At 67.2% G+C, this 20290-nt stretch carries 18 protein-coding genes and 1 other annotated feature; of the genes, 12 read left to right on the top strand and 6 right to left on the bottom strand.

Features of this window, described 5'->3' with window-relative positions; translation table 11 throughout:
• Window positions 1-156: 156 nt before the first annotated feature.
• Both ACQ1RG_RS04060 and ACQ1RG_RS04055 read left to right on the top strand, forming a co-directional pair.
• On the top strand, window positions 157-1314 hold the full coding sequence (locus ACQ1RG_RS04060) for a helix-turn-helix domain-containing protein (protein ID WP_167560084.1): 1158 nt from the start codon (window positions 157-159) through the stop codon (window positions 1312-1314).
• A 167-nt stretch (window positions 1315-1481) separates the two neighbouring features.
• Window positions 1482-1901: a VOC family protein gene (locus ACQ1RG_RS04055; RefSeq protein WP_009376740.1), complete on the top strand. Its 420-nt coding sequence runs from the start codon at window positions 1482-1484 to the stop codon at window positions 1899-1901.
• Between the two features lie 177 nt (window positions 1902-2078).
• Here the strand turns inward: ACQ1RG_RS04055 and ACQ1RG_RS04050 are convergent, their stop codons facing one another.
• Window positions 2079-3287: a DUF2332 domain-containing protein gene (locus ACQ1RG_RS04050; RefSeq protein ID WP_240941165.1), complete on the bottom strand. Its 1209-nt coding sequence runs from the start codon at window positions 3285-3287 to the stop codon at window positions 2079-2081.
• A gap of 1005 nt (window positions 3288-4292) precedes the next feature.
• Between ACQ1RG_RS04050 and ACQ1RG_RS04045 the strand changes: the two genes are divergently transcribed.
• The 3 genes from ACQ1RG_RS04045 to ACQ1RG_RS04035 all read left to right on the top strand — a co-directional run bounded on the left by ACQ1RG_RS04045 (window position 4293) and on the right by ACQ1RG_RS04035 (window position 5901).
• Complete coding sequence (locus ACQ1RG_RS04045) at window positions 4293-4598, top strand: transposase (RefSeq protein ID WP_009381361.1); 306 nt, start codon at window positions 4293-4295, stop codon at window positions 4596-4598.
• Window positions 4559-4687 (top strand) — a sequence feature (AL1L pseudoknot). It overlaps the preceding gene by 40 nt.
• Window positions 4595-5518: an IS3 family transposase gene (locus ACQ1RG_RS04040; protein WP_009381362.1), complete on the top strand. Its 924-nt coding sequence runs from the start codon at window positions 4595-4597 to the stop codon at window positions 5516-5518. Its footprint overlaps the feature before it by 93 nt. The genes ACQ1RG_RS04045 and ACQ1RG_RS04040 overlap by 4 nt, the downstream gene beginning before the upstream one ends.
• 95 nt (window positions 5519-5613) lie before the next feature.
• Window positions 5614-5901, top strand: a complete 288-nt coding sequence (locus tag ACQ1RG_RS04035) for an HNH endonuclease (RefSeq protein ID WP_430600560.1) — start codon at window positions 5614-5616, stop codon at window positions 5899-5901.
• A 144-nt stretch (window positions 5902-6045) separates the two neighbouring features.
• Here the strand turns inward: ACQ1RG_RS04035 and ACQ1RG_RS04030 are convergent, their stop codons facing one another.
• Window positions 6046-6957 (bottom strand): LysR family transcriptional regulator, encoded by a 912-nt coding sequence (locus ACQ1RG_RS04030; protein ID WP_009376729.1) that lies wholly within the window; start codon window positions 6955-6957, stop codon window positions 6046-6048.
• 82 nt (window positions 6958-7039) lie between these two features.
• Here ACQ1RG_RS04030 and ACQ1RG_RS04025 point away from each other — a divergent pair, with 82 nt between their 5' ends.
• Entirely contained in the window at window positions 7040-8053 is a 1014-nt protein-coding gene (locus tag ACQ1RG_RS04025) for a DMT family transporter (protein ID WP_081590971.1), read from the top strand.
• A gap of 42 nt (window positions 8054-8095) precedes the next feature.
• On the opposite strand, the gene ACQ1RG_RS04020 is transcribed toward ACQ1RG_RS04025, so the two are convergent.
• The gene (locus ACQ1RG_RS04020; protein WP_009376725.1) at window positions 8096-9082 is read right to left on the bottom strand and encodes a siderophore-interacting protein; all 987 of its coding nucleotides are present in this window, start codon (window positions 9080-9082) and stop codon (window positions 8096-8098) included.
• 392 nt (window positions 9083-9474) lie between these two features.
• Window positions 9475-12288 carry a hypothetical protein gene (locus tag ACQ1RG_RS04015; protein WP_009376717.1) on the bottom strand — a complete coding sequence of 938 codons (2814 nt, stop codon included), beginning with the start codon at window positions 12286-12288 and terminating at the stop codon, window positions 9475-9477.
• A gap of 577 nt (window positions 12289-12865) precedes the next feature.
• On the opposite strand from ACQ1RG_RS04015, the gene ACQ1RG_RS04010 reads away from it, so the two are divergent.
• From ACQ1RG_RS04010 to ACQ1RG_RS03990, 5 genes are all read left to right on the top strand, one after another.
• The gene (locus ACQ1RG_RS04010; protein ID WP_141236318.1) at window positions 12866-13315 is read left to right on the top strand and encodes a hypothetical protein; all 450 of its coding nucleotides are present in this window, start codon (window positions 12866-12868) and stop codon (window positions 13313-13315) included.
• Between the two features lie 629 nt (window positions 13316-13944).
• Window positions 13945-14322, top strand: a complete 378-nt coding sequence (locus tag ACQ1RG_RS04005) for a hypothetical protein (RefSeq protein ID WP_430600559.1) — start codon at window positions 13945-13947, stop codon at window positions 14320-14322.
• A 51-nt stretch (window positions 14323-14373) separates the two neighbouring features.
• Window positions 14374-15408 carry an IS30 family transposase gene (locus tag ACQ1RG_RS04000; protein WP_430600054.1) on the top strand — a complete coding sequence of 345 codons (1035 nt, stop codon included), beginning with the start codon at window positions 14374-14376 and terminating at the stop codon, window positions 15406-15408.
• Window positions 15405-15743: a hypothetical protein gene (locus ACQ1RG_RS03995; protein ID WP_430600557.1), complete on the top strand. Its 339-nt coding sequence runs from the start codon at window positions 15405-15407 to the stop codon at window positions 15741-15743. The genes ACQ1RG_RS04000 and ACQ1RG_RS03995 overlap by 4 nt, the downstream gene beginning before the upstream one ends.
• 303 nt (window positions 15744-16046) lie before the next feature.
• Window positions 16047-16721, top strand: a complete 675-nt coding sequence (locus tag ACQ1RG_RS03990) for a DUF6226 family protein (RefSeq protein ID WP_009376710.1) — start codon at window positions 16047-16049, stop codon at window positions 16719-16721.
• 7 nt (window positions 16722-16728) lie between these two features.
• On the opposite strand, the gene ACQ1RG_RS03985 is transcribed toward ACQ1RG_RS03990, so the two are convergent.
• Together ACQ1RG_RS03985 and ACQ1RG_RS03980 are read right to left on the bottom strand one after the other, a co-directional pair.
• A complete protein-coding gene (locus ACQ1RG_RS03985) occupies window positions 16729-17670 on the bottom strand; it encodes an ornithine cyclodeaminase family protein (protein ID WP_009376709.1) in 942 nt (313 codons plus the stop codon).
• A 173-nt stretch (window positions 17671-17843) separates the two neighbouring features.
• Complete coding sequence (locus ACQ1RG_RS03980) at window positions 17844-18764, bottom strand: LysR family transcriptional regulator (protein WP_009376708.1); 921 nt, start codon at window positions 18762-18764, stop codon at window positions 17844-17846.
• 191 nt (window positions 18765-18955) lie between these two features.
• On the opposite strand from ACQ1RG_RS03980, the gene ACQ1RG_RS03975 reads away from it, so the two are divergent.
• Complete coding sequence (locus ACQ1RG_RS03975) at window positions 18956-20290, top strand: aromatic ring-hydroxylating oxygenase subunit alpha (protein ID WP_009376707.1); 1335 nt, start codon at window positions 18956-18958, stop codon at window positions 20288-20290.

Here is a 20290-nt window from a genome sequence, read left to right as displayed (position 1 = left end):
CGGGCGTTCGGCTGGGCGAGTCGGGCGTCCGTCTGAGCGGGTCGGGGCGGACGACCGTGTGACTCAGAACATTACCGAGTGAGATCGCTCGGTCTCCACGGAGAATTGCCGCAATTGTCCCGGTCGGGATTGTGCATATGCACATACACTGACGACATGAGTGCGAACGACGGCCGCCTCCATGATCGGCCGCTGCCCGGCGATCGGCAGCGGTGGTTCGAACTCCTCGACGCCCTCGACCTCGACGAGCTCACCGAGTCCTTCATGGACCGCGTCGTCACCGTCCCAGGCTACGACCCCGCGCCGATCCCCGTCTCCGAACTGCGCCGCACCGGCAGGAACTCGTTCACCACCCTCATCGACGGTCTGCGCGCCGGCGGCTTCGACGGGGTCGTTGCCGTTTCGACCGAGGTCGGCGTCTCCCGCGCCCGAGCGGGCATCCCGCTCGAGGCGCTGATGACGGCGATCCGCCACGATTTCACCGTGCTCTGGGAGGCGCTCACCCGCGTCGCCACCCGGGACGACGCCGAACTCGTCATCCGCCACACCGGTGACGTGCTCAGCACCGTCGACGAGTACGTCCTCCAGGTCCAGCGGGCCTACACGGCCGAGCTGCAGCGGATGCGCGCCGAGGAGTCCTCGGTCCGCCAGGGCTACATCGCCTCGCTCTTCCAGGACGTGAACCCCACGGACGAGCGGTTGGCCACGATCGCCTCGGCGCTGGGGATCGATCCGACCGAGGAGCTCATCGTCGCCGCCTCCCGCGAGGAGGACACCCCGGACCTGCGCGTCCTCGTCTCCGCACACGAGAGCACGGGCGGGACGATGTTCACCCACCACCTCGGCGGGGTCCTCATCGCTTTCGCATCCGCGGCAGGGGTGCGGCGGACGGGGATCGACGCCCGCCTCGCCGATGCGAGGGTCGGGTTGGTCACGGCCGCCGGGATCGCGTCCCTGCGTCGCCTCGCGCTCACCGCCAGGGATCTCGCGCAGGCCATCACCCCAGGTGAGACGGGAGCGATGACGTGGAGTCGGGGGTGGGCCAGGCTCGCGGCGCAGGCTCTCAATGCGACGGGGAAGACCGTCGGCGGCGACATCGACGAGGCCCTCGCCGCGTGCGGGACGGCGGAGCGGGAGCGCCTCGTCGAGGCGACCGGGGCGTACCTCGAGACCGGGAGCATCGGACGGACGGCTGCCGTGCTCTACTGCCATCGCAACACCGTCGCCAACCGGCTGCGGCGATTCGCCGAGGTGACCGGGGTCGATCCGACGATCCCCGCCGAGGCGGCCCGCCTCGTCGTCGCGTGGGCGTGAGCCTCTGTCGTCGACGGGGTGGGCGCGGTGGGGACGCGGTGCGGGAATCGCTGTCGCCGGCGGGAACGTCTGTCCCCGGCGGGACGGTCGGGGCATACTTGAGTCACGACGACCGGCAACGGAGCCGGTCGTGCGGTCTATCCGTCCACGTCATGAGGTGAGAAGCCATGCCGGTCAGTCCCCACGTCTTCATCAGCGGCGGCCAGTGCGCCGCCGCGTTCGAACGCTACCGCGACATCCTCGGCGGTGATCTCACGATCGCGCTCGCCAAGGACGCGCCTCCCGAGGCGCGGATGCCCGGCGCACCCGAGGATTCGGTCATGCACGCCGAGCTCGACCTCGGTGATTCGCGGATCATGGGCGCCGACGATCCGACGGGCACAGGGGACGCGATGACCGGGGTCGCCCTCTTCTATGCCGCTCCCGATCCGGAGGTGGCGAAGCGGATCTTCGACGTCCTCGCCGAGGGCGGTGAGGTGCAGATGCCGTTCGCGCCGACATTCTGGTCGGCGGGATTCGGGGCGTGCATCGACCAGTTCGGAGTGCCGTGGATGATCGATACGACCCAGGAGCCTGCTCCGCAGTGAGCCTGAATCGGCCCGGGCTGGGTCGGGGTGGAGCCGGGTCGGGGTGGGGCTGTTCGGATTGGGGTGTGCCGGAGGGTCCGCCGGACAGTTCGCGGGACGGTTCGCGGGACGGTCCGGCGGACAGTTCGCGTTCGACGGATGCCGTGGTTGCCGAAGTGCTCTGGTTTCACGGAATGCCTACGGTGCCTGGGGCAGTGGTGTCCTCAGGCCCTCGCAGCTCTGCAGGCTCTCGTAGCTCTGCCCGTGGGGTCCGGTGAGGGCGGTTGCGATGCCGTCGACGGCGAGGACGAAGCGGCCGCCGGAACTCTCGATGCCGAGGTCACGCAGCTGGTCGCCGATCTCGGGCAGCACGCGCTCGCCCTCGTTGCTCACCCAGACGACGTCGTCGCGGGAGCGCATGAGGTCGGCGAAGGCGGCTCGGTGTGGTGGGTCGACATAGGCGAGGACAGCGCTGTGGAACACGACGACCTGTGAGTCGGCCGGGGCCTCGGCGATGAGCGATTCCACGCCGGCGACGAGATCACCGGTGACCAACCTCGGCGGGTCGGCGGCGGCGATGGCGGCAGCGGCGTCGAGGCGGTCGCGGCGGACGGTGTGCTCGGGCCAGATGAGCGAGCGCAGCCATGCGCGGTCCTCGGGGTCGGTGACGTCGAGAGGGTTGAGGTCGATCCCCGCGCGCCAGACGACCCCGGGGAGGCGAGTCGGCGGCGCTGTGCCGGTGAGCGTGCACTCGAGATCGACGGTGCTCGGGCCGTCGACGGGATCGAGTCGGACGGTGCTCGGGCCGTCGACGGGATCGAGTCGGACGGTGCCGAGCTCTCCTGTGCCGTGCTCCGCTGAGTCCGACTCCTTGGCGCCGGACTCTCCGGCTCCGGACTCTCCGGCTCCGGACCCTCCTGTGCCTGACCCTCCAGCACCTGACTCCCGGTCGGCGATCGAGACGTTCTCCCCGGGGACGGCGACGGTCCGATACGTGTAGCTGTAGCGATCGGGATAGAGGCACAGCCCCGCCGAGGCGCCGACTTCGATGAGCGAGATAGGCCCGTTGATCTGCGCCAACGCCGGCAGCAGGACGGCGCACCGACCGGCCTCGTTCGTCTGCGTCGAGCGGGCGAGCATGAGCGAGCGGGTCTCGTCCCAGTGCTCGAGCAGCCACGTGCGCAGCTGCGCGTAGTCGCCTTCACCGGCGCCGAGGTGTCTGGCCGCTCCGAAGAGCAGATTCGCCTGGCGTTTGGGCCGGGGAAGGTCGAGAAGGAGGCGGAGGACCGCCTCGTCCTCGGCGACACCGCTCGCCCAGTCGACGTAGATCGGGGAGGTGCCGGCCGCCTCGACGCCGGCGAAGTTCCGGTAGTATTCGCGCAGAGTCTCGGTGTCGAGATCGGTCATCGGTCGCATGCAGTCGTCCCCTTCCGGCCGAAGTCACCGCCGGTGCGGCGCGATCGTCTCCTCATCGTAGACCGGGCGGTGTCGGCCTGGGCGGTTCGGTGCGGGTGTGCCTCGGGACTGCGCGGGTGTGCTTCGGGACTGCGCAGGTGTGCTTCGGGACTGCGCGGGTGTGCTTCGGGACTGCGCGGCGGCCGCGCCGTGCCCCGGCGTCAGCACCTGCTCGTAGGATCACCCACAACCAGGCCGTGCCGACCCCTCCGCTGTCAGACCCTCGACGCGCCTGCGCAGGCGCCACGACGAGGCCACCAACGGCCGCGATGAGAGGACCGCCCCTGATCACAAGCGCAGACCATCACACACACAGCAAAGTTGAGAACAAGAAGAGTTGACGACAGATTCGAAGAACATCGAACAGTAGTCAAATAGTCGAACAAAAAACAAAGAAAACCATTGACAACACCGAAACACGTGTATACTAGGAGCATCAACACCGACGTTGATGAATGGACCAGGAGGCCATGACTCTCACCCCGGACCGCACCCCGAAGAAGCCGAAGCGACACGCTCCGACTCCCTCGCAGAATGCGCCCGGGCCCGATGAGACGTCGACGAACTCCCGCAGGACACCCGCGGCTGATGGTCCACGTGACGAGGCGATCAGCGAAGAACTCCAGTCACTGCGCGACCAACTCGCCCAGGCCGGATTCGACCTCACCGGACACCCCCTCGCCGACGACTTCGACGCCCTCGACCCCGTCACCACCAACACCCCGGTCCCCGAGGACCCCGCATTCGACTACTTCTCCACGATCGATGACTCCGATATCGACCTCTTCGGACCTCGCCGAGACAACGGCGGAGAAGAGACGGGGGAGTGGCCCGGCGATGCTCCCTCACAGGACCCCGAACACCCGATCCCAGACGACACCGCCCATCCCGGCGACCTGAATCGCCCCGGGGATAATAGAGGCAGGGAGATTGGAAGAAGGAGATTCTCTCTTGCCAGTGAAATACACCGACGAACTCAAGGCTCGCGCCGTCGAACTCGTCATTCATGCTCAGGCCGATCCGGAGACGGCGAACGGGGCAATCACCCGTGTCGCCGGCGAGCTCGGTCTGAGCAAAGAGACCCTGCGAGTCTGGGTCCGTAAGCACAAAGACTCCGGCAAGGCCACACCGACTGAGTCAGTCGATTTGGAAGCGGAGAACCGTCGGCTGCGGGCGGAGTTGGCTGAAGCGAAGCGGGCCAACGAGATCTTGAAGAGAGCGTCGGCTTTCTTCGCGGCGGAGCTCGACCGCCCATCGAAGTGATTGTCGTCTTCATCGACGACAATCGTCACGAGTTCGGAGTCGAGCCAATCGTACGCGCCCTGTCCGGGACTGCGGCACGGATTGCTGTGAGCTCGTATTACGCGTTCAAGAAACGCGAACCATCGGCCAGGGCCCGCCGAGACCAGGCGCTGATGGTCGTCATCCAGGATGTCTATGAGGCGAACTACTCGTGTTACGGGGTGCGGAAGATGTGGAAGGCGATCAACCGCGAGTACGCGGATCAGTTCGGCCCGGTGGCCCGCTGCACGGTGGAGCGGTTGATGCGCCAGTTAGGCATCGACGGTATTCGACGCAGGAGGAAGCGCCCGAAGACGGCTTCGGCTAGGGCTGAGGAGTGTCCGGATGATCTTGTCGAGCGTGAGTTCGCAGCACCGGCACCCAATTGTCTATGGGTCGCGGACATCACCTATGTTCCGACGACTGCTGGGTGGGTATACACGACGTTCATCCTCGATGTCTTCCACAGGGAGATCGTCGGCTGGCAGGTGACGAACCACATGCGGGAGTCCCTGGCCAGGGACGCTCTGACGATGGCTCTCGCTGCGAAATATCGGGCCGGTGAAGACGTTTCCGGGCTGGTGCACCACTCGGATCGCGGGGTGCAATTCCGATCGATTCGCTATGGCGAGACCCTGGCGGAATCCGAGGTCGTGGCGTCGGTGGGGTCGCGTGGGGATTCGTACGACAACGCCATGGCCGAGGCGCTGAACTCGGTCTACAAGGCCGAACTCATCGACCGGAAGGGGTGGTCGGGGTTGATCGAGGTGATGGCGGAGACGTCGAAGTGGGTGGCTTGGTACAACCAGTCCAGGTTGCATTCAGCGATTAACTACCGACCGCCCGTCGAGGTCCATTCCGAATGGATCAACCAGTCCGGGACAGAACCCGCGGCTGCTTAGGAAACCAAGAATAGGAGCCTCTACGAAACCCGGGGCTTGACAGGTGTACGTTCCCCGGGTGTGATGCGCCCCCGGGGTGGTGTGAGGCCAATCATGTGGTGCCCTGGGCCAGGGGTGGGAAGACGACGATCAACAATCTGGCTCTGGCCTGCAGTGCCCACCATCACCTGTTGGATCGCTGCGACTGGGAGATGCTCATGCTTCTGGATGGGCGTCCGGCGTGGAGACCACCGGCGTCGGTGGATCCTGCCCGACGACCACTGTTGCATCCGCGGTTCCTGGCCGAGGAGATCATCGCGTCCCTCTTCGACGACCACCCCGACACGGTGAGAGATGATCACTCTGACGGGACTGGTCAGGATCAACAGCGGGGCACCGGGTGAGGGCACAGCCCTGTCCTCATCGGCTGAGTTGAAGCACCTGTTCACGCAATCTCTCGGACCTCATCCGCATGACGTCATCCGTGCGACGCCATTTGTATGACGCCATCCGTAGAAAGTAATCCGTATGACGCCATTAGTGCGATGTCATCCGTGAGAAGGAGTCTGTGGGGTGTCGTTGACAGCGAGATCCCGCAAGGCGGAGATGGCATCGGCGATGAGCTCCTGTTGCGGATGCCCCGGATCGCTGATTGCGTGGATGTATCGCGTCGGAGCGGGATCCGCCAGTGGCACGATTCGCACTCCCGGCGGCAGCGGGTCGATGCCGAGCCGGGGAAGGATCGTCACACCGAGTCCGCGACTGACCATGTGCAGGGCCGTCGGGAAGGAATGCGCCTCATGCTTGAAGTGGATCCGTACGCCGGCTCGCGCACATGCGTCGAAGAGAATCGTTCGGCAGGGTCCGTCGCCGATGTCATTGTCGATCCACTGCAGCTCTTCGAGCTCAGCGAGCGAGATCGAGTCGGGAGAGGCGATCCGATGGTCGTCGGGAACAGCGACGACATACGGGTCTGCGACGAGCAGGTTGCTGTCGACCTCGACGGGAAAGCGCAGTTCCTGCGACTCAGAGATGACCAGCTGAATATCGGAGCTCAGCTCCCTCCACGGTCCTTCCGCGAGATTGAGCTGAACGGCGGTATCAGGGTAGCGGTTCTCGAGGTAGGCGACGAGCTCCGGCAGCCATCTCGTCCCAGCCGACGCGAAGTACCCGATCGACAGCCGGTTCACACGGCTCTCCTGCAGTTCGGAGATCCGCTGCTGCAGTCGACTCGATGAATCGAGAACCGCCTCTATCTCTCCGAGGATGGAGGCGCCCGTTTCTGTCAGGCACAGTCCGCGTCCGCGCCGGGTGAATAGGGTGAGACCGGTTTCGCGTTCGAGCAGCTTGAGATGATGACTGACGGCTGACGGTGAGAGTCCGAGATGATGAGCGGCAGAGCGGACCGAGCCCGTCATCGCGACCGACTTGAATGACTGCAGATGCGCGACGGAGTGCATACCCCAACCGTACGAATACCGTGCACAGTTGTGCAAGAGCGTGCGCTTTTCCCTTACGATGAGAACCGTAATAATCACAGATATGAGACGCAATCCAGAGCGAGAAGGCTCGTCGAGGGCAGCCGACGACGCTGTGGACACCACGGCGACACCGCTGGCCACCGCGCCGACCGGCCGATCGCTGCCTCTCTCCGTCCGCTTCCCCGCATTGCCATGGGTTGCCGCACTGCTGACCATGGTCTTCTGGGCGTCGTCCTTCGTCGTCATCCGTGACGCAGCTGCCCACTTCAACCCCGGAGCGATGGCACTGCTGCGCTGCCTTGCCGCAGCCGCCGTGCTCTCGCTGTGGATGCTCATCCGGCGCCCGCGGTTCCCCTCATCGATGCGCGCCTGGCTCATCGTCGCCCTCTGGGGAGTGGCGTGGTTCGCCGCCTATGTCGTCGTCCTCAACGCAGCGGAGCATTCCATCGACGCCGGCACCGCCTCGATGATCGTCAATGTCGCACCGCTCATCATCGCGGTCTTCGCAGGCATCGTCCTCCGCGAGGGGCTGCCCTGGCGCCTCCTGCTCGGCATACTCATCTCGCTCGGCGGCATCGGGCTGATCACGGCAGCGAGTTTCACCGGAGTCATCACCTTAGGTGGACTGGTCCTCAGCCTCGTCGCCGCCGTGCTCTACGCGGCATGTGTGCTCCTCCAGAAGCACTTCCTCTCGCGCGAGGACTCCGTGACCGTGACGTGGCTCGGTATCCTCGCCGGCACAGTTGCGTGTCTCGTCTTCACTCCGAGCCTCGTCGCCGAGGTGGCCGCCGCACCCATCGGCATCACCCTCCAGGTCGTCTACCTCGGCGTCGTGCCGACTGCGATCGCGTTCAATCTCTGGGGATTCGCTATCCGCGTTCTCCCGGCCGGCCTGCTCAGCTCCTCAAGCCTTCTCGTCCCGGCGATCGTCGTTCTTCTCTCATGGATCATCCTCGCCGAGGTGCCGCCGCCGCTGGCAGCCGCGGGCGGAGTCCTCTGCCTCGTTGGGGCCGCATGTGCGATCGGACCGCAGATCGTGAGCTCGCTGCGAGCGTCCGCCGAGCGCTCGGGCTGACCGAAGCACGCCCCAAGGCGCACGGACGGCGGTGTGATCCGCTCAGCCTTCGGCCTTGCCCTGACGCCAATAGCCCATGAACGCCACCTGTTTGCGATCGACGCCGATCTCCTGGACAAGATACCGACGCAGGCGTTTGACCGGTCCCGCCTCACCGGCGATCCACGCGTAGAACGGCCGGGCCGTGCTGTCGCTCGAACTGCTCTGGGCGGCCTGAGAGAGCTGGGAGGGAACGTCCCAGAGGATCTCGGAATCGATGTCGACGTCCGGGAGCTCGACGCCCGAGCCTGATCCTCCCACCTCGGCGAGGACCCTTCTCTCCGCCTTCACCGCCGCCCGGACTGCGGGCTCGAGTTTGGCGCCGAACTCAGCATCACCACGGGGGAGCCATTCGATCTCGAATCCGTCGGGGAGGGTGAGATCGAGGACATCGGCAGGGCTGGGGACCTCGATGACCGCCTTCCCACGCACGCTGCCCCCGACCAGTGATTCGAGGATCGAGGCGATGGCCGGCACGGCGGTCTCATCTCCGGCGAGGAGGAGCTGATCGGCGTCGCCGGATCGGAACTCGATCCCGCCGTAATCGCCGTCGTGATCGCGCGACGGTCCGATGATGTGAAGGCGGTGACCGATCTCTGCGGTCTCGGCCCAGCTCGCGGCCGGACCCGAATGTCCTGCCTCGTCCGTGTGAAGGACCATGTCGACGACGAGCTCACGGGCCTCGTCTCGCCACTCGCGGACCGTGTACGTGCGCATGCACCCGCGCAGCGCCTCGTCGAGCTGCAACCACGCCTGGTACCACGAGGTCCCGGCCTGTGCCTGCTCGCTGAAGAACCCCACAAGGTCGAAAGCGGGAGCGGTCGTGCCGCCTGGGGGAATGACGAGCTTGATCCTCAGGTCGCGCGGATGGTCGGTGACGCCGAAGCCGGCGAGTCCGGGACCTCCGAACGTGATGCGACGGAAGGCGGGACTGAGATCCTCGATGCCGATGACGGTGGCTTCGAAGGCGTTGATGGATGCTCGTGACACGGGTTCTCCTCTGGCCCCCGCGGCGAGTCGAGACCCCGCGGCGACGATGGACGTTCGTTCACGTCGAGTCTACAGATAAGGGTAGCCTTTCCACACTGTCTGATCGCCGATGTGATTCAACCGACGTCCCGACGGCGGCCGGGTGCGAGCACGGACTTCCCGTGTCAGGTCGGGCGCGCGAAGAGACGGCGCACCGGACCGATGCGAGCCAGGCATGCTGTGCACCGGGCCGGCGCGAGCGGGGTCGTGCTGTGCGCCGGGCCGATGTGAGCCGGGCATGGTGTGCCCCGGGTTGGCAGGCGTACCGGGAAGGCGGGCGCGGGGGCGTGCTGCGGCCGGGCCTATGTGAGCGTGGACCGCGCACCGGCCCGGCCCGCGAATTCCCCGGCGTCTCAGTATCCGTAGCCGTCGTTGATGGTGATGACGACCTTCCCGTCGACGATCTCAGCCGTCCCGTCCACGGAGAACGTCACCGTGTCATCGAACGTGCCGTCATCATCGAAGAACGAATCATAGTTGCCGGTGACGAACGCCTCTCCCTCGGTCACCGAGGTGACGGCCCAGGCAGGACCGCCGTTGGGGCCGGTCGTCTCTCCCAGGTCGTAGTACGGATCCGACGAGCTGTCCGCCACGGTGACCGTGGGATACGAGGAGGTGGACCACTTGATGTTCGTCGCGTCGTAGCTCTCGGCGCTGAACGAGCCGAACGGGCACCCGTCGGGCTGGGCGACGGTCTTCTGCGCGCAGCTGTCGATGAGGGTCTTGACCTGCTTGTCGACCTCGCTGCGGAACGCATCGGTCGGCTGCGCCGCGAGGAGAGCCGGTTCGACGCCCTCCATGTCCGCATCGTCGACGCTGCCGGCGAAGAACGTCCGTGCCTCGATGGGGTCGGCGGAGATGAGCTCTGTCTGCTCGGCGAGCCCGACTTCGTAGAGCGCCGGGAACGCCGGCAGCGCCAGCTGACTGCCGTCTGTGTCGACATCGATGCCGTTGACTTTGACCGTCGTCAGCCCGGGAGTCTCCACCGCGAGGTAGGACAGCTCAGGTGACTGCAGCTTCCAATCGTCGAAGAACAGAGCAGTCTTACCCGACTTGACCAGGGAGAAGTCGGTCGTGCTCTTGCTTCCTCCCAGGTCGAAGGTCGCCGACACCGTGGCCTGGTCGTCGGAGACGTCGGCATCGGCGACGGTGATGTCCGTGGGCAGAGCCTTGGCGGCGCCGAGGACGTCGTTGGTGAGCAGCTGCCTCTGCTCCGCCGGCACATCGACATCCGCGATCGACAGCGCCCCTTCGGCGTCTCCGTCGGCCAGTCGGTCAAGGTATTTCTCGACGGCCGCTTCCGGGCCGAACATCCGACCGTTGACCTGGGTGACGACGATGAGCGCGGCGACGATGACGAGGACCGAGACTCCGCTGATGACGCCGACGACGGTGGCCTTCTTCCGGTCGAACGGCTTGGCCGGGCCTCCCGACGCGCCGGGGGATCGCCCGTCGTACGCAGACTGCGCTGGTGCCGACGCTGCCCCGGAATAGGTGCCCGCCTCCGACCACGCGCGCGTGGATCCCGTGCCGGTCTGACTCGGCGATGGGTCTGCGCTCCACGAAGATGAGGGTCCGGCGAAGTCTGGGGCGGACTGCGCCGCTGATCCCGAGACGGATGGATCCGCAGCCCCGGAGGCGGACTGTGCAGTCGAGCCGGAGGCCGCGTGGAGGGCCGAATCGAAGGCGGACCGAGACGTCGTCCCGGAAGCAGGCTGTGACGCCGAGCCGGGTGCTGACTGCGAAATCGGATTGCCGCTCGAATCCTGCAGTGCTCCCGACTGCGGACCGGCCGGGCCGAACGGAGTCTGCGGCGGCGGAGGCGGTGTCTGGCCCGATCGCGTGCCGGAGACCGCGCTGCGATGGATGAGCGGATACTCCGGAGCGCTCATGCCGAGTTCGCGACCCCAGTGCGGGTGCGTCGCCCGACCGGCGAGGAACCGCGTCACCGCAGGCATCGTCAGCGCCAGGCGCGGCCCGAGCGTGCGCGAGAGCACCTCGATGAGGCCGCCCCAGACTGCGAAGACGAGGAACGACCACGCCAAGGTGCTCAGTGCGGCCTGTCCGGCAGCCATCGACCCGAAGACATCCGTCGCTCCGGCCGAACCGCGCACAGAGGCCCGCATCGGGATCGCCGTCAGCGAGAGGATCCCCCACACCGCGGCGAAGGCGAGCGGGATCCTCCACGCAGAATGCCACTGATTCGGATCCTGACCCTGCACCGTCCACCGCGGCTGCCGCGTCACCGTGGCGACGAGCGTTGCGGCGAGGACCGCGACGACGACGGCGAGCAGACCCAACCACAGCTGCCCGGGAGCCTCGTCGCTGAAGATCGTCAGTGACTCGGAGAACGTTCCCGAGTCCGAGAAGCCACCCGATCCCGAACCGAAGCCACCCTGTATCGAGAACGTCACCCCGCCGAGGTGGACGAGCAGAGTGAGGATGAGACCCATCGTGATGAAGACGAGCGGAACCACCTGGCCGGGGACGTCGAGACCGAAGGGCAGGACGAAGATCGCCACGATCGACATCACGGCGACCATGACGACGAGATGGACCCATGCGACGAGCAGAGGCGGAACAGCCCAGCGGAGGAACGGGGCGCCGATCGCCTCTGTGCCCTTGAAGTGGCCGGCGACTCGGCCCCACGCGCTCACCGCGGCGATGACGAGCAGAGGGACGAAGAACGAGCGCGCAGTCACCGCCGAGAACTCGAACTGCGCGGCACCGCCGCCTTCCATGAGCGCGAACCGTGCCGCGAAGATGAGCTGGAGCAGGAAGAGCACGATGGTGAACGCCAGCGCGGAGATTCCGATCCGGATCCACGTCGACCCGCGGTTGGGAGACGGCTGGCGTCGCTCGCTCCACTGGGTGAACCACCACAGGGTCCCGAGGACGACGAGCGTGACGAGCAGTGGGGCGCCGGAGAGGTGGAGTGCGCCGTTCGCGGAGGCGAAGTCCTCGATCTGCAGGTCGAAGCGGAACGCGGCCGAACCGAACAGGGCCAGAGCCATGAGGACGAATGGAAGGGCGTAGCCGATCTTGTCGGTGTCCGCGCCCATGGTCTGGGAGGCCGAATCGACCTCGGCGGTCGACATGACGACGACCGTGAGGATGATCGACACGAGGATGCCGGCGGCCAGGGCGATCCCCGGAGGAATGAGCACCGCCTTCCACGTGGCTCCGCGGGCAAGCGGTGCCAGGTATGTCGCCGCCCGCGGCGAGGGTCCCGCGCTCGATGTGGGATAGGGAATGCCCTGCGGGGTCGCCCCCTGCTGGGGATACTGTGAACCCTGGTACGGCGTGCCCTGCTGGGGGTGTGGCGCACCCTGCGAGGCGGCACCCTGATACGGCGATCCCTGCGAGGCGGCTCCCTGATACGGCGCATCCTGGTACGGTGATGCTCCCTGGTGAGCGGGCCCCTGGGGCGGATGCTGCGACCCCGCCCCCTGCCACGGCGGCGTCGACGGGGGATTCGGAGTTCCCTGAGGAGGGGCACCGTGCGTGGATTCGCCCTGTGGCTGCCGGGACCCGGATCCTTCCGGGGAGTAAGGGGTCCCCTGCTTTGGGGAGGGCGAACCTTCCGGCGAGTACACGGAGTTCTGCTGGGCAGCGGCTTCCGGGGAGAAGCGCGGGAACTGCTCGGTCGGCGCGCTCGTGTCCGAACCTGAGCCCGGTGCCCTCGTGTCCGAGCCCGGTGCGCTCTGAGAAGTCGATTCGCGACTGTCCACTGCTGGCGCGGCTGTGACGGTGTCTTCCGCATCGGTGCCGCTGGACGCGGAGCTGTTGAGATTGGAGCTGCTGGTGTCAGAGGTGCCGGGATCAGAGTTGCTGGGATCAGAGCTGTCGGGCGTCGAGCTGCCGGGACTAGAGCTGACGGACGCCGAACTGCCGGGACGGGTGCTGCTGCGGGCGGGCTCGGCGGAGGGCTTCTTCGGTGCCGCTGACGGCTTCCCGGCAGCCGACGGCTTCGCAGTTTCTGACGGCTTCGTGGTCCCCGACGGCCTCGCGGCTTCCGATGGCTTAGTAGCTTCCGACGGCTTCGCGGGTTTCGACGGTGTCGCGGAGCCGTGCTCGGGGCTGCGCTTCGAACTGTCGGGGGACCGCTCTTCGGGGTTCTGGGACGATGTGCTCATGGGGAATCCTTCGACTGCTCAGGCCCGAGTGCGTCGCCGACCTCATTGCCGCCAATGATGCCTGCTGCGCCGGGCTGATGGGGACGTGATCAGTCATTCGCAACGACATATCCATCTGTAGTGGCATCCTATATTAGGCTGGAAACAGCAGAGGGAGTTTTTCTCAGAATTCTGTGTCCGACGACCGATCTGGAGCTGCCGATGAGCGACAACCCTTCCCGAGGCGGGCGTGGCCAGAACGATGGGTGGCCGCGCGATGATGCGAGCGGAGGACCTCAGCCCGGCCGTGGCCCGCGGGCCGGTGACGCGGACGCATGGGGGCCTGCCGCGGAGACCGGTTGGGGATCGGGGTCCGATGACGGCTGGGACCGAGGTCCCGCCGACGGCGCCGAGGCTGCTCGACAGGGCAGCGCGGGTGCCGGCGCCCCTGGAGCATGGGGTCCCCCAGCGGAGACGGGATGGGGCCGCCCGAACGAGGCCTCGCCCTTCATCGCCGCTCAGCAGCCGGCGTCGGCGCGGCACCCGAACGGAGCAGAGCGTCCCGGTGGGGAGCAGGAGCATCCGGGACACGAGCCCGCGCGTCTGGCGTCCGAGCGCCCTGGCGTTCCTCCTCGTCAGCCGGAGGCGGGACCCCACCAGCAGGGAATGGAGCCCCATCAGCAGGGAGTGGGGCCCTACCAACAAGGGATGCGATCCCAGCAGCAGGAGATGGGGCCCCACCAGCAAGGGGTCGGGTTCGCTGCCGCAGGCCCGGGTCGGTCTGCGGCGCCGACGACCGATCGACGCCGTCGCAGGGGCGTCATCGGACTCTTCATCGTTCTCGCAGTCGTGGTCGCCGGTGCCATCGGGTGGGGCGCGGCGATGTTCTTCACCCAGGACGACTCGGGTGAGACGACAGTCGCCAGCTCCCCGTCCGGCTCGGTCTCGCCGTCGCCGTCCGGCGGGCCGAGTGCGGAGACCACGCCGACCGCAGAGTCATCGCCCGAACTCCCCGATGACCCGAAGGAGGCGCTCGACCAAATCGTCGACCGCGACCGCCCCTCGGTGGTCAAGGTGGTGTCATAGCGTCGAAGCAACACTCCCGGTCGGCGGGGGTCTGATCGGTGGAGTGTGCAGATGGCGCGGGTGGGGTTGTCGTTCAGCGACAGGTCGGAGATCTCGGCGGCCTCGAAAGCGGGCTGGTCGGTGCGGAGGATCGCCCGTCACCTGGGGCGTTGCCCGTCGGTGATCTCGCGGGAGCTTCACCGGAACTCGACGAAGACCCGCGGCTACCAGGCCGTGACCGCAGACGTCAGAGCGCAGCCTCGGCGAGCTCGCCCGCAGCAGCGGAAGGTCGCGGGGGATCCGGTGCTGCAGGCGAGGGTGGACGCCGACCTGGCCGCGTCCTGGACGCCGAACGAGATAGCGGGCCGGTTGCGTCTGGAGGCGACAGACCCGACCGTTGAACGCATGGCGAACTCTCCTGACGCACGCGGCCGAACCGTCTCCGGTGAGGCTATCTACCAGTACATCTACGCAATCCCGAAGGGTGAGCTCGCCCGCAAGGGCATCTTCCTGCAGTCCAAGCGGACCAAGCGCCGACCACGTACGACCGGGCGGACGCGCGGTGGCCCAATCGTAGGTATGGTCCCGATCGCGGAGCGAGGTGAGGACGCCGCCCAGCGTCGGGTGCCGGGGCACTGGGAGGGTGACCTGATCATCGGGAAGAACGGCACCTCGTGCGCGGCGACGCTGGTGGAGCGGATGAGCGGGTTCACCGGGCTGCTGGCCCTGCCCTCGAAACACGCCGAGCCAACCGCTGACGCGGTCATCGAGTTTTTCAACGACCTGCCCGAGATGATGAAGGCATCGTTGGCGTGGGACCAGGGCAGCGAGATGGCCCAGCACGCGAAGGTCTCCCTGGCCACGGCGATGCCGGTCTACTTCGCCGATCCCCACTCGCCCTGGCAGAGGCCCAGCAACGAGAACACGAACCGGCTCTACCGGGAGTATCTGCCCAAGGGCACGGTGATCCCCGATCACCAGCCCTACCTCACCACCATCGCCGAGGAGATCAACAATCGACCCCGCCGCCGACTGGGCTATCTCACGCCCACCGAGGCATTCGCTCGACTGCTCGCCGGCGAGCCCCATGTTGCTTCGACGCCTTGACATCGCCCAAGGACCTCAACGGCAAATGGGTTCCCCAGCTGAGTTCGAAGCGAGTCGGCCTCGAAGCCGAGGGAAAGACGTGGAAGGAAGCGGACATCCTCGCCGAATACGAGGAATTCCGCAACGAGTATCCCCGGGTACAACTGGTGTGGTCGGGTGATTTCTCGAGCTTCAAAGAGGACGATTTCTGGGTGACCGTCGTCGGCATCGGCTACAGCGACCCCGAGGACGCACTCGCCTGGTGCTCCTCGAACGGTCTGGGGCCCGACCACTGCTACGCCAAGCAGCTCAACACCTCAGGGGGATACGAGGGAACGACCCGACTGCAGGACTGACGGTGTCGGCGACGAACGGACCTGATGCGACGGCAAGCACACCTGCACCTATGACGGCTGCGCGGCGCGGCCCGACGGCCCCGCCGACGTGCTCGAACGCCGTGAGGACATCGCAGAGGAGTGACGTTCGATGATTGGTGACCAGGCAGTGACCCGCTGTGACGAAGTGTTGACTCCGCGGCGGAACGAGCAGTCTAAGATCGAACCATGACTTTCTGGGGGCAGGAGCTGCGAAGCAACCTTGCCCGATCTTACGAAGACCCCTCTGACCAGCGGTGGAATCCCGCTATTGCGACTCTTCCGGTGTCAGAGAGGGCTGCCGCGCTGTTCCGTGAGGTCGAGGAGGACTTCCGCGCCACCGGGTCGCGCACGCCGAGGTGGGAGGACCCCCACCTCGACCCCGAGTTCGAGTGGGGCGGAGGACCGGCCCCCGACGGCTGGTCGGACGTGACCGATCATGAGAAATTCGCCATCGTCCACGCACGCGCGCGGGCGTGGATCAATGTGCTCGCCCGACGCGGCATCCGCGTCGCCGACCACCCGGTCGATTGGGCCAGCGACGACCCCTTCCTCTCCGTGGCCGACCGCAGCGCGATCCTCACAAGTGACGTCGAGGGCAACCCCGAGCTCGTCATCGGATTCAACGACTTCGTCGCCGACGACGACGGAATCGACCGCGTCGCCAACGTCGTCGTCGCCCTCGGCGATCCGGCCGTGTCTCTCGCCCGCGTGCCCGACTGCGGCTGCGACTTCTGCGACTACGGTTCCGACGTCCTCCTCCAGCAGCTCGACAGCCTCATCTTCTCCGTCGTCGACGGCTCCATCGAAGCGCAATCAGGAGGCCGGTACTCCGGCTACCGCACCTCGTTCGACGCCGCCGGAGAATTCTCCGGGGAGATCACCCACCGCCAGGCCAGACATCGGTCACGACCGTGGTTCCCCGATTGGACACCCCGGCCCATGCAGGAATGGGCCTGACCGCAGCTCACCGTTCGCCGCGGTCGACGGTCTCGACGAGCTTCGCCGCGACGGCGAGGTCCTCCCACGACATCCCCGACCCCTTGAAGATCAGCGTGCGGTCCGCGTCAAGCGTGACCTCGCCCGTGCTCACCTGCTTCATCGTCACGATCGTGTCCGCGTCGAGGGCACCATCGGTGATCGCGAGGACGACGTCCCCGGCTTCGCGCAGGGCGGTGTCGAGGTCCTCGACGACGACCTCTGAGCGAGCGAACAGCTCCGCCGGCAGCTCCCGTGCGTGCGGATCATGCGAGCCGCACGCAAGCACCACGGCACCGGGGCGGACGAGATCGGCGTCGAAGAGCGGCGTGCGCGCGGTGGTCGCGGCGACGACGATGTCGGCGTCGCGCAGGGCCTCGTTCGCTTCCTCCGACCCTGCCGCGAGTACCCGTCCACGATCTCGCACCTCGTCGCCGACCCGGTCGGGGGAGCGGACGACGAAGACCGCCTCGGCGACGTCGAGCTCCGCCCTGATCGTGTCGGCATGACCGATCCCCTGGGGCCCGGCGCCGAAGATGACGACCTTCACCGGGTCCGGGAAGCGCGAGAGCGCGGGCAGGACTGCGGCGACGGACACGGCGGGAGTGCGCAGGGTCGTCAGTGCCGCGCCGTCGATGACCGTGCGCAGGCGCAGCGTGGAGGCCTCGTACATGAGGTACTGGCCGAGGATGCGGGGCAGCCCGCGTTCGGCATTGCCTGTCGAGACTCCGACGAGTTTGACCCCGACCCACTGTCCGAACTCCGAGGGCATGAAGATCATGTTCCCCGCGCTGATGTCGGTGACGGTCCGGGGAATGTCGTCACTGGGATCGAATCCCCCGGCCAGCGTCTCGCGGAGAGCGGAGACCGCCTCGGCGGGGGAGAGGGCCGCGAACACGGCTTCGGCGTCGAGATAGCTCACGTCGTCCATGGGTTCTCCTCACTGGTGCGGGTGCCACGGCTGTCCTGCCACACTATGTGATCGCACCCACAATTCCGAACGGATTCTGCCGGGAGGAAGCGGCGTCAGCCGCGATGGAGGGCCTGCCGGGGTGGAGGGTCAGCGTGGCGAAGGCGACCCCGGCGGGTGGAAGGGGTCGCCCCTCACACCGCGCGTCGGGCGGCAGCGGCGGCCGCCTCGGCGAGGATTGTCAGTGCCTCGGCGATGAGCGGTTGATCGGCCGAACCGCTGCGGACCCCGGTGAGGATCTTTCGGGAGGGGACCGGGTCGCCTCGGAGGGGGACCCGGACGACGTCGTAGCCTTCGGGCAGGTGAGCGAGCCGGGGAGCGAGCGCGACGCCGAGTCCGGCGGAGACGAGCGCCGCACCGGTCTCCCATTCGTGGGACTCGTGGGCGACCTCGGGGAAGAACCCTGCGGCCGCGCATGCCGTACGGACGAGCCGGTGGTAGGGCGTGCCGGGCCGGTCAAGGATCCACCGTTCCTCCGCCGCCTCACCGAGCGCGACCGACTCCCGGCCGGCGAGACGGTGGCGGCTGGGGACGAGGAGGTCGAGACGGTCACTGAAGAGCGCCGACTGCTCGAAGCGGGTGTCGCTGCGCGGCGGCAGCGGATCGGTGGCGACGACGACGGCGATGTCGGCCTGGTCGGCGACGAGGAGGTCGAAGCACTCCTGCGGGTCCGCCTCGATGATCCGCACGGTGCAGTCCGGATGCGCGCCCATCACCCGGTCGGCGGTGAGCGGGAGCAGGCTCGCCGCCGCCGTCGAGAACCCGCACAGGCGCAGCGTCCGCGTGCCCGTGGCGGGACCGATCGATGCGAGCTCGCCGCGGATCTCCTCCCACCGGGTGAACAGCTCCTGCGTGCGGTCGAGGAGCATCTGCCCCGCCGGGGTGAGTGCGAGCATCCGCCCGCGCTGCTCGAGCACGGTCACCCCGAGGTCCTTCGACAGGGTCCGCAGCTGGTGCGACACTGCCGACGGCGTGTACCCGAGCCGCTCCGCGGCGGCGGTGACGGTGCCGACCTCGGCGAGCACGCGGAGGACGTGGAGACGACGATCGATCATGCAATATTCTTGCATGATCGCGGACAAAATGATTCGCTTCCTTTCGCCGAGGTGGGGGCGGAGACTGAGAGGGAACGGCGAAGTCCCTCCGGCGCTGGGTCCGCGCCGCGACAGCCGCTGCGAGGCGGTCGCTGCCCGGGGTGCTCGGTCGCCGGCGCCGATGCCCCCGACGCGACAAGGTGGTGGAACCGATGACCCTGCTCCCCGACAGCACAGTCGATCCCCGAACGCGGGCACGCGGGCTCGATCCCGACAGGACGGTCGTCCCCGGAACGGATCCACGCGGGCTCGATGAGCTCATCGACGAGCGCCGCCCCGGGTACTCGCTCGAGGCCCCGTTCTACACCAGTCCCGACTTCTTCGCCCGCGATGTCGAGGCGATCTTCGCCTCGACGTGGATCTTCGTCGGCTCCGTCGCCGAGGTGCCCGAACCCGGCGACTTCGTCACCATCGACATCGGCACGTACTCGGTCATCGTCATCCGCGATGACGACGGCGAGATCCGTGTCCACCACAACGTCTGCCGCCATCGCGGGACGAGACTGCTGAGCGACCTCGCCGGATCGGTGGGCAACATCGTCTGCAGCTACCACCAGTGGACCTACACGCCCCGCGGTGAGCTCATCTCCGCCGGAGCACAGGCACCGGGCTTCGATCCCGCCTGCTTCTCCCTGCGCTCGGTGAGCGTGCGCACCATCGCCGGGCTCATCTTCGTCTGCCTGGGACCCGAGCCGGACGACATCGACGAGGTGGCCGACGTCATCGCGCCGTACATCGCCCCGCATGACATCGCCGGAGCGAAGGTCGCAGCACAGGTCGACCTCATCGAGGACTCGAACTGGAAGCTCGTCATGGAGAACAACCGCGAGTGCTACCACTGCGAGGCCGGGCATCCGGAGCTCACCTGCACATTCTTCCCCACCTACGGGTACGCCCCCGAGGAGATCCCACCCCGGCTGCAACCGGCCTATCAGCGCTTCCTCGACGCCGAACGGCGACTCCACGACGACTGCGACCGCAACGGACTTCCCTTTGCCCTCGTCGAGGAGCTCAGCGGCCGCCCGACCGGGTTCAGGATCGAACGCGCCGCCCTTGACGGACACGGCGAGTCGTACACCATGGACGGGTCGGCCGCCTCGGCGAGACTGCTCGGCGACCTCGACACCTTCTCCCTGGGCCGGGCCTCACTCCATGTCCAACCGAACATGTGGTTCCACGCGATGGCCGACCACATCGTCACCTTCAGCCTCGTCCCCCTCGCCGCTGACAGAACGCTCGTGCGCACGACGTGGCTCGTCGACGCCGAGGCGGAGGAGGGCGTCGACTACGACCTGGAGAACCTCACGACGGTGTGGATGAAGACGAACGAGCAGGACGCGGCCTTCTGCGAACGCGGTCAGCTGGGGGTGTCGTCGCCGGCGTACCTGCCGGGGCCCTATGCCCCCACCGAGGCGCATCTCGAAGAGTTCTGCACGTGGTACATCGAACGGCTGAAGGCCCACAGAGAGAGGGTGTGCGGGCGATGA

It is taken from the genome of Brevibacterium sp. K72, assembly GCF_050562175.1.
Taxonomy (GTDB): Bacteria; Actinomycetota; Actinomycetes; order Actinomycetales; family Brevibacteriaceae; genus Brevibacterium; species Brevibacterium casei.
This window is presented reverse-complemented; position numbering and strand designations above follow the sequence as displayed.

What these genes read in the sequence shown, in the direction of transcription:
- ACQ1RG_RS04030 (WP_009376729.1), bottom strand. Translation starts at nt 6,957, where the DNA reads ATGCACTCCGTCGCGCATCTGCAGTCATTCAAGTCGGTCGCGATGACG.
- ACQ1RG_RS04025 (WP_081590971.1), top strand. Translation starts at nt 7,040, where the DNA reads ATGAGACGCAATCCAGAGCGAGAAGGCTCGTCGAGGGCAGCCGACGAC.
- ACQ1RG_RS04005 (WP_430600559.1), top strand. Translation starts at nt 13,945, where the DNA reads ATGCGATCCCAGCAGCAGGAGATGGGGCCCCACCAGCAAGGGGTCGGG.
- ACQ1RG_RS04060 (WP_167560084.1), top strand. Translation starts at nt 157, where the DNA reads ATGAGTGCGAACGACGGCCGCCTCCATGATCGGCCGCTGCCCGGCGAT.
- ACQ1RG_RS04000 (WP_430600054.1), top strand. Translation starts at nt 14,374, where the DNA reads ATGGCGCGGGTGGGGTTGTCGTTCAGCGACAGGTCGGAGATCTCGGCG.
- ACQ1RG_RS03985 (WP_009376709.1), bottom strand. Translation starts at nt 17,670, where the DNA reads ATGGACGACGTGAGCTATCTCGACGCCGAAGCCGTGTTCGCGGCCCTC.
- ACQ1RG_RS03975 (WP_009376707.1), top strand. Translation starts at nt 18,956, where the DNA reads ATGACCCTGCTCCCCGACAGCACAGTCGATCCCCGAACGCGGGCACGC.
- ACQ1RG_RS04055 (WP_009376740.1), top strand. Translation starts at nt 1,482, where the DNA reads ATGCCGGTCAGTCCCCACGTCTTCATCAGCGGCGGCCAGTGCGCCGCC.
- ACQ1RG_RS04050 (WP_240941165.1), bottom strand. Translation starts at nt 3,287, where the DNA reads ATGACCGATCTCGACACCGAGACTCTGCGCGAATACTACCGGAACTTC.
- ACQ1RG_RS03980 (WP_009376708.1), bottom strand. Translation starts at nt 18,764, where the DNA reads ATGATCGATCGTCGTCTCCACGTCCTCCGCGTGCTCGCCGAGGTCGGC.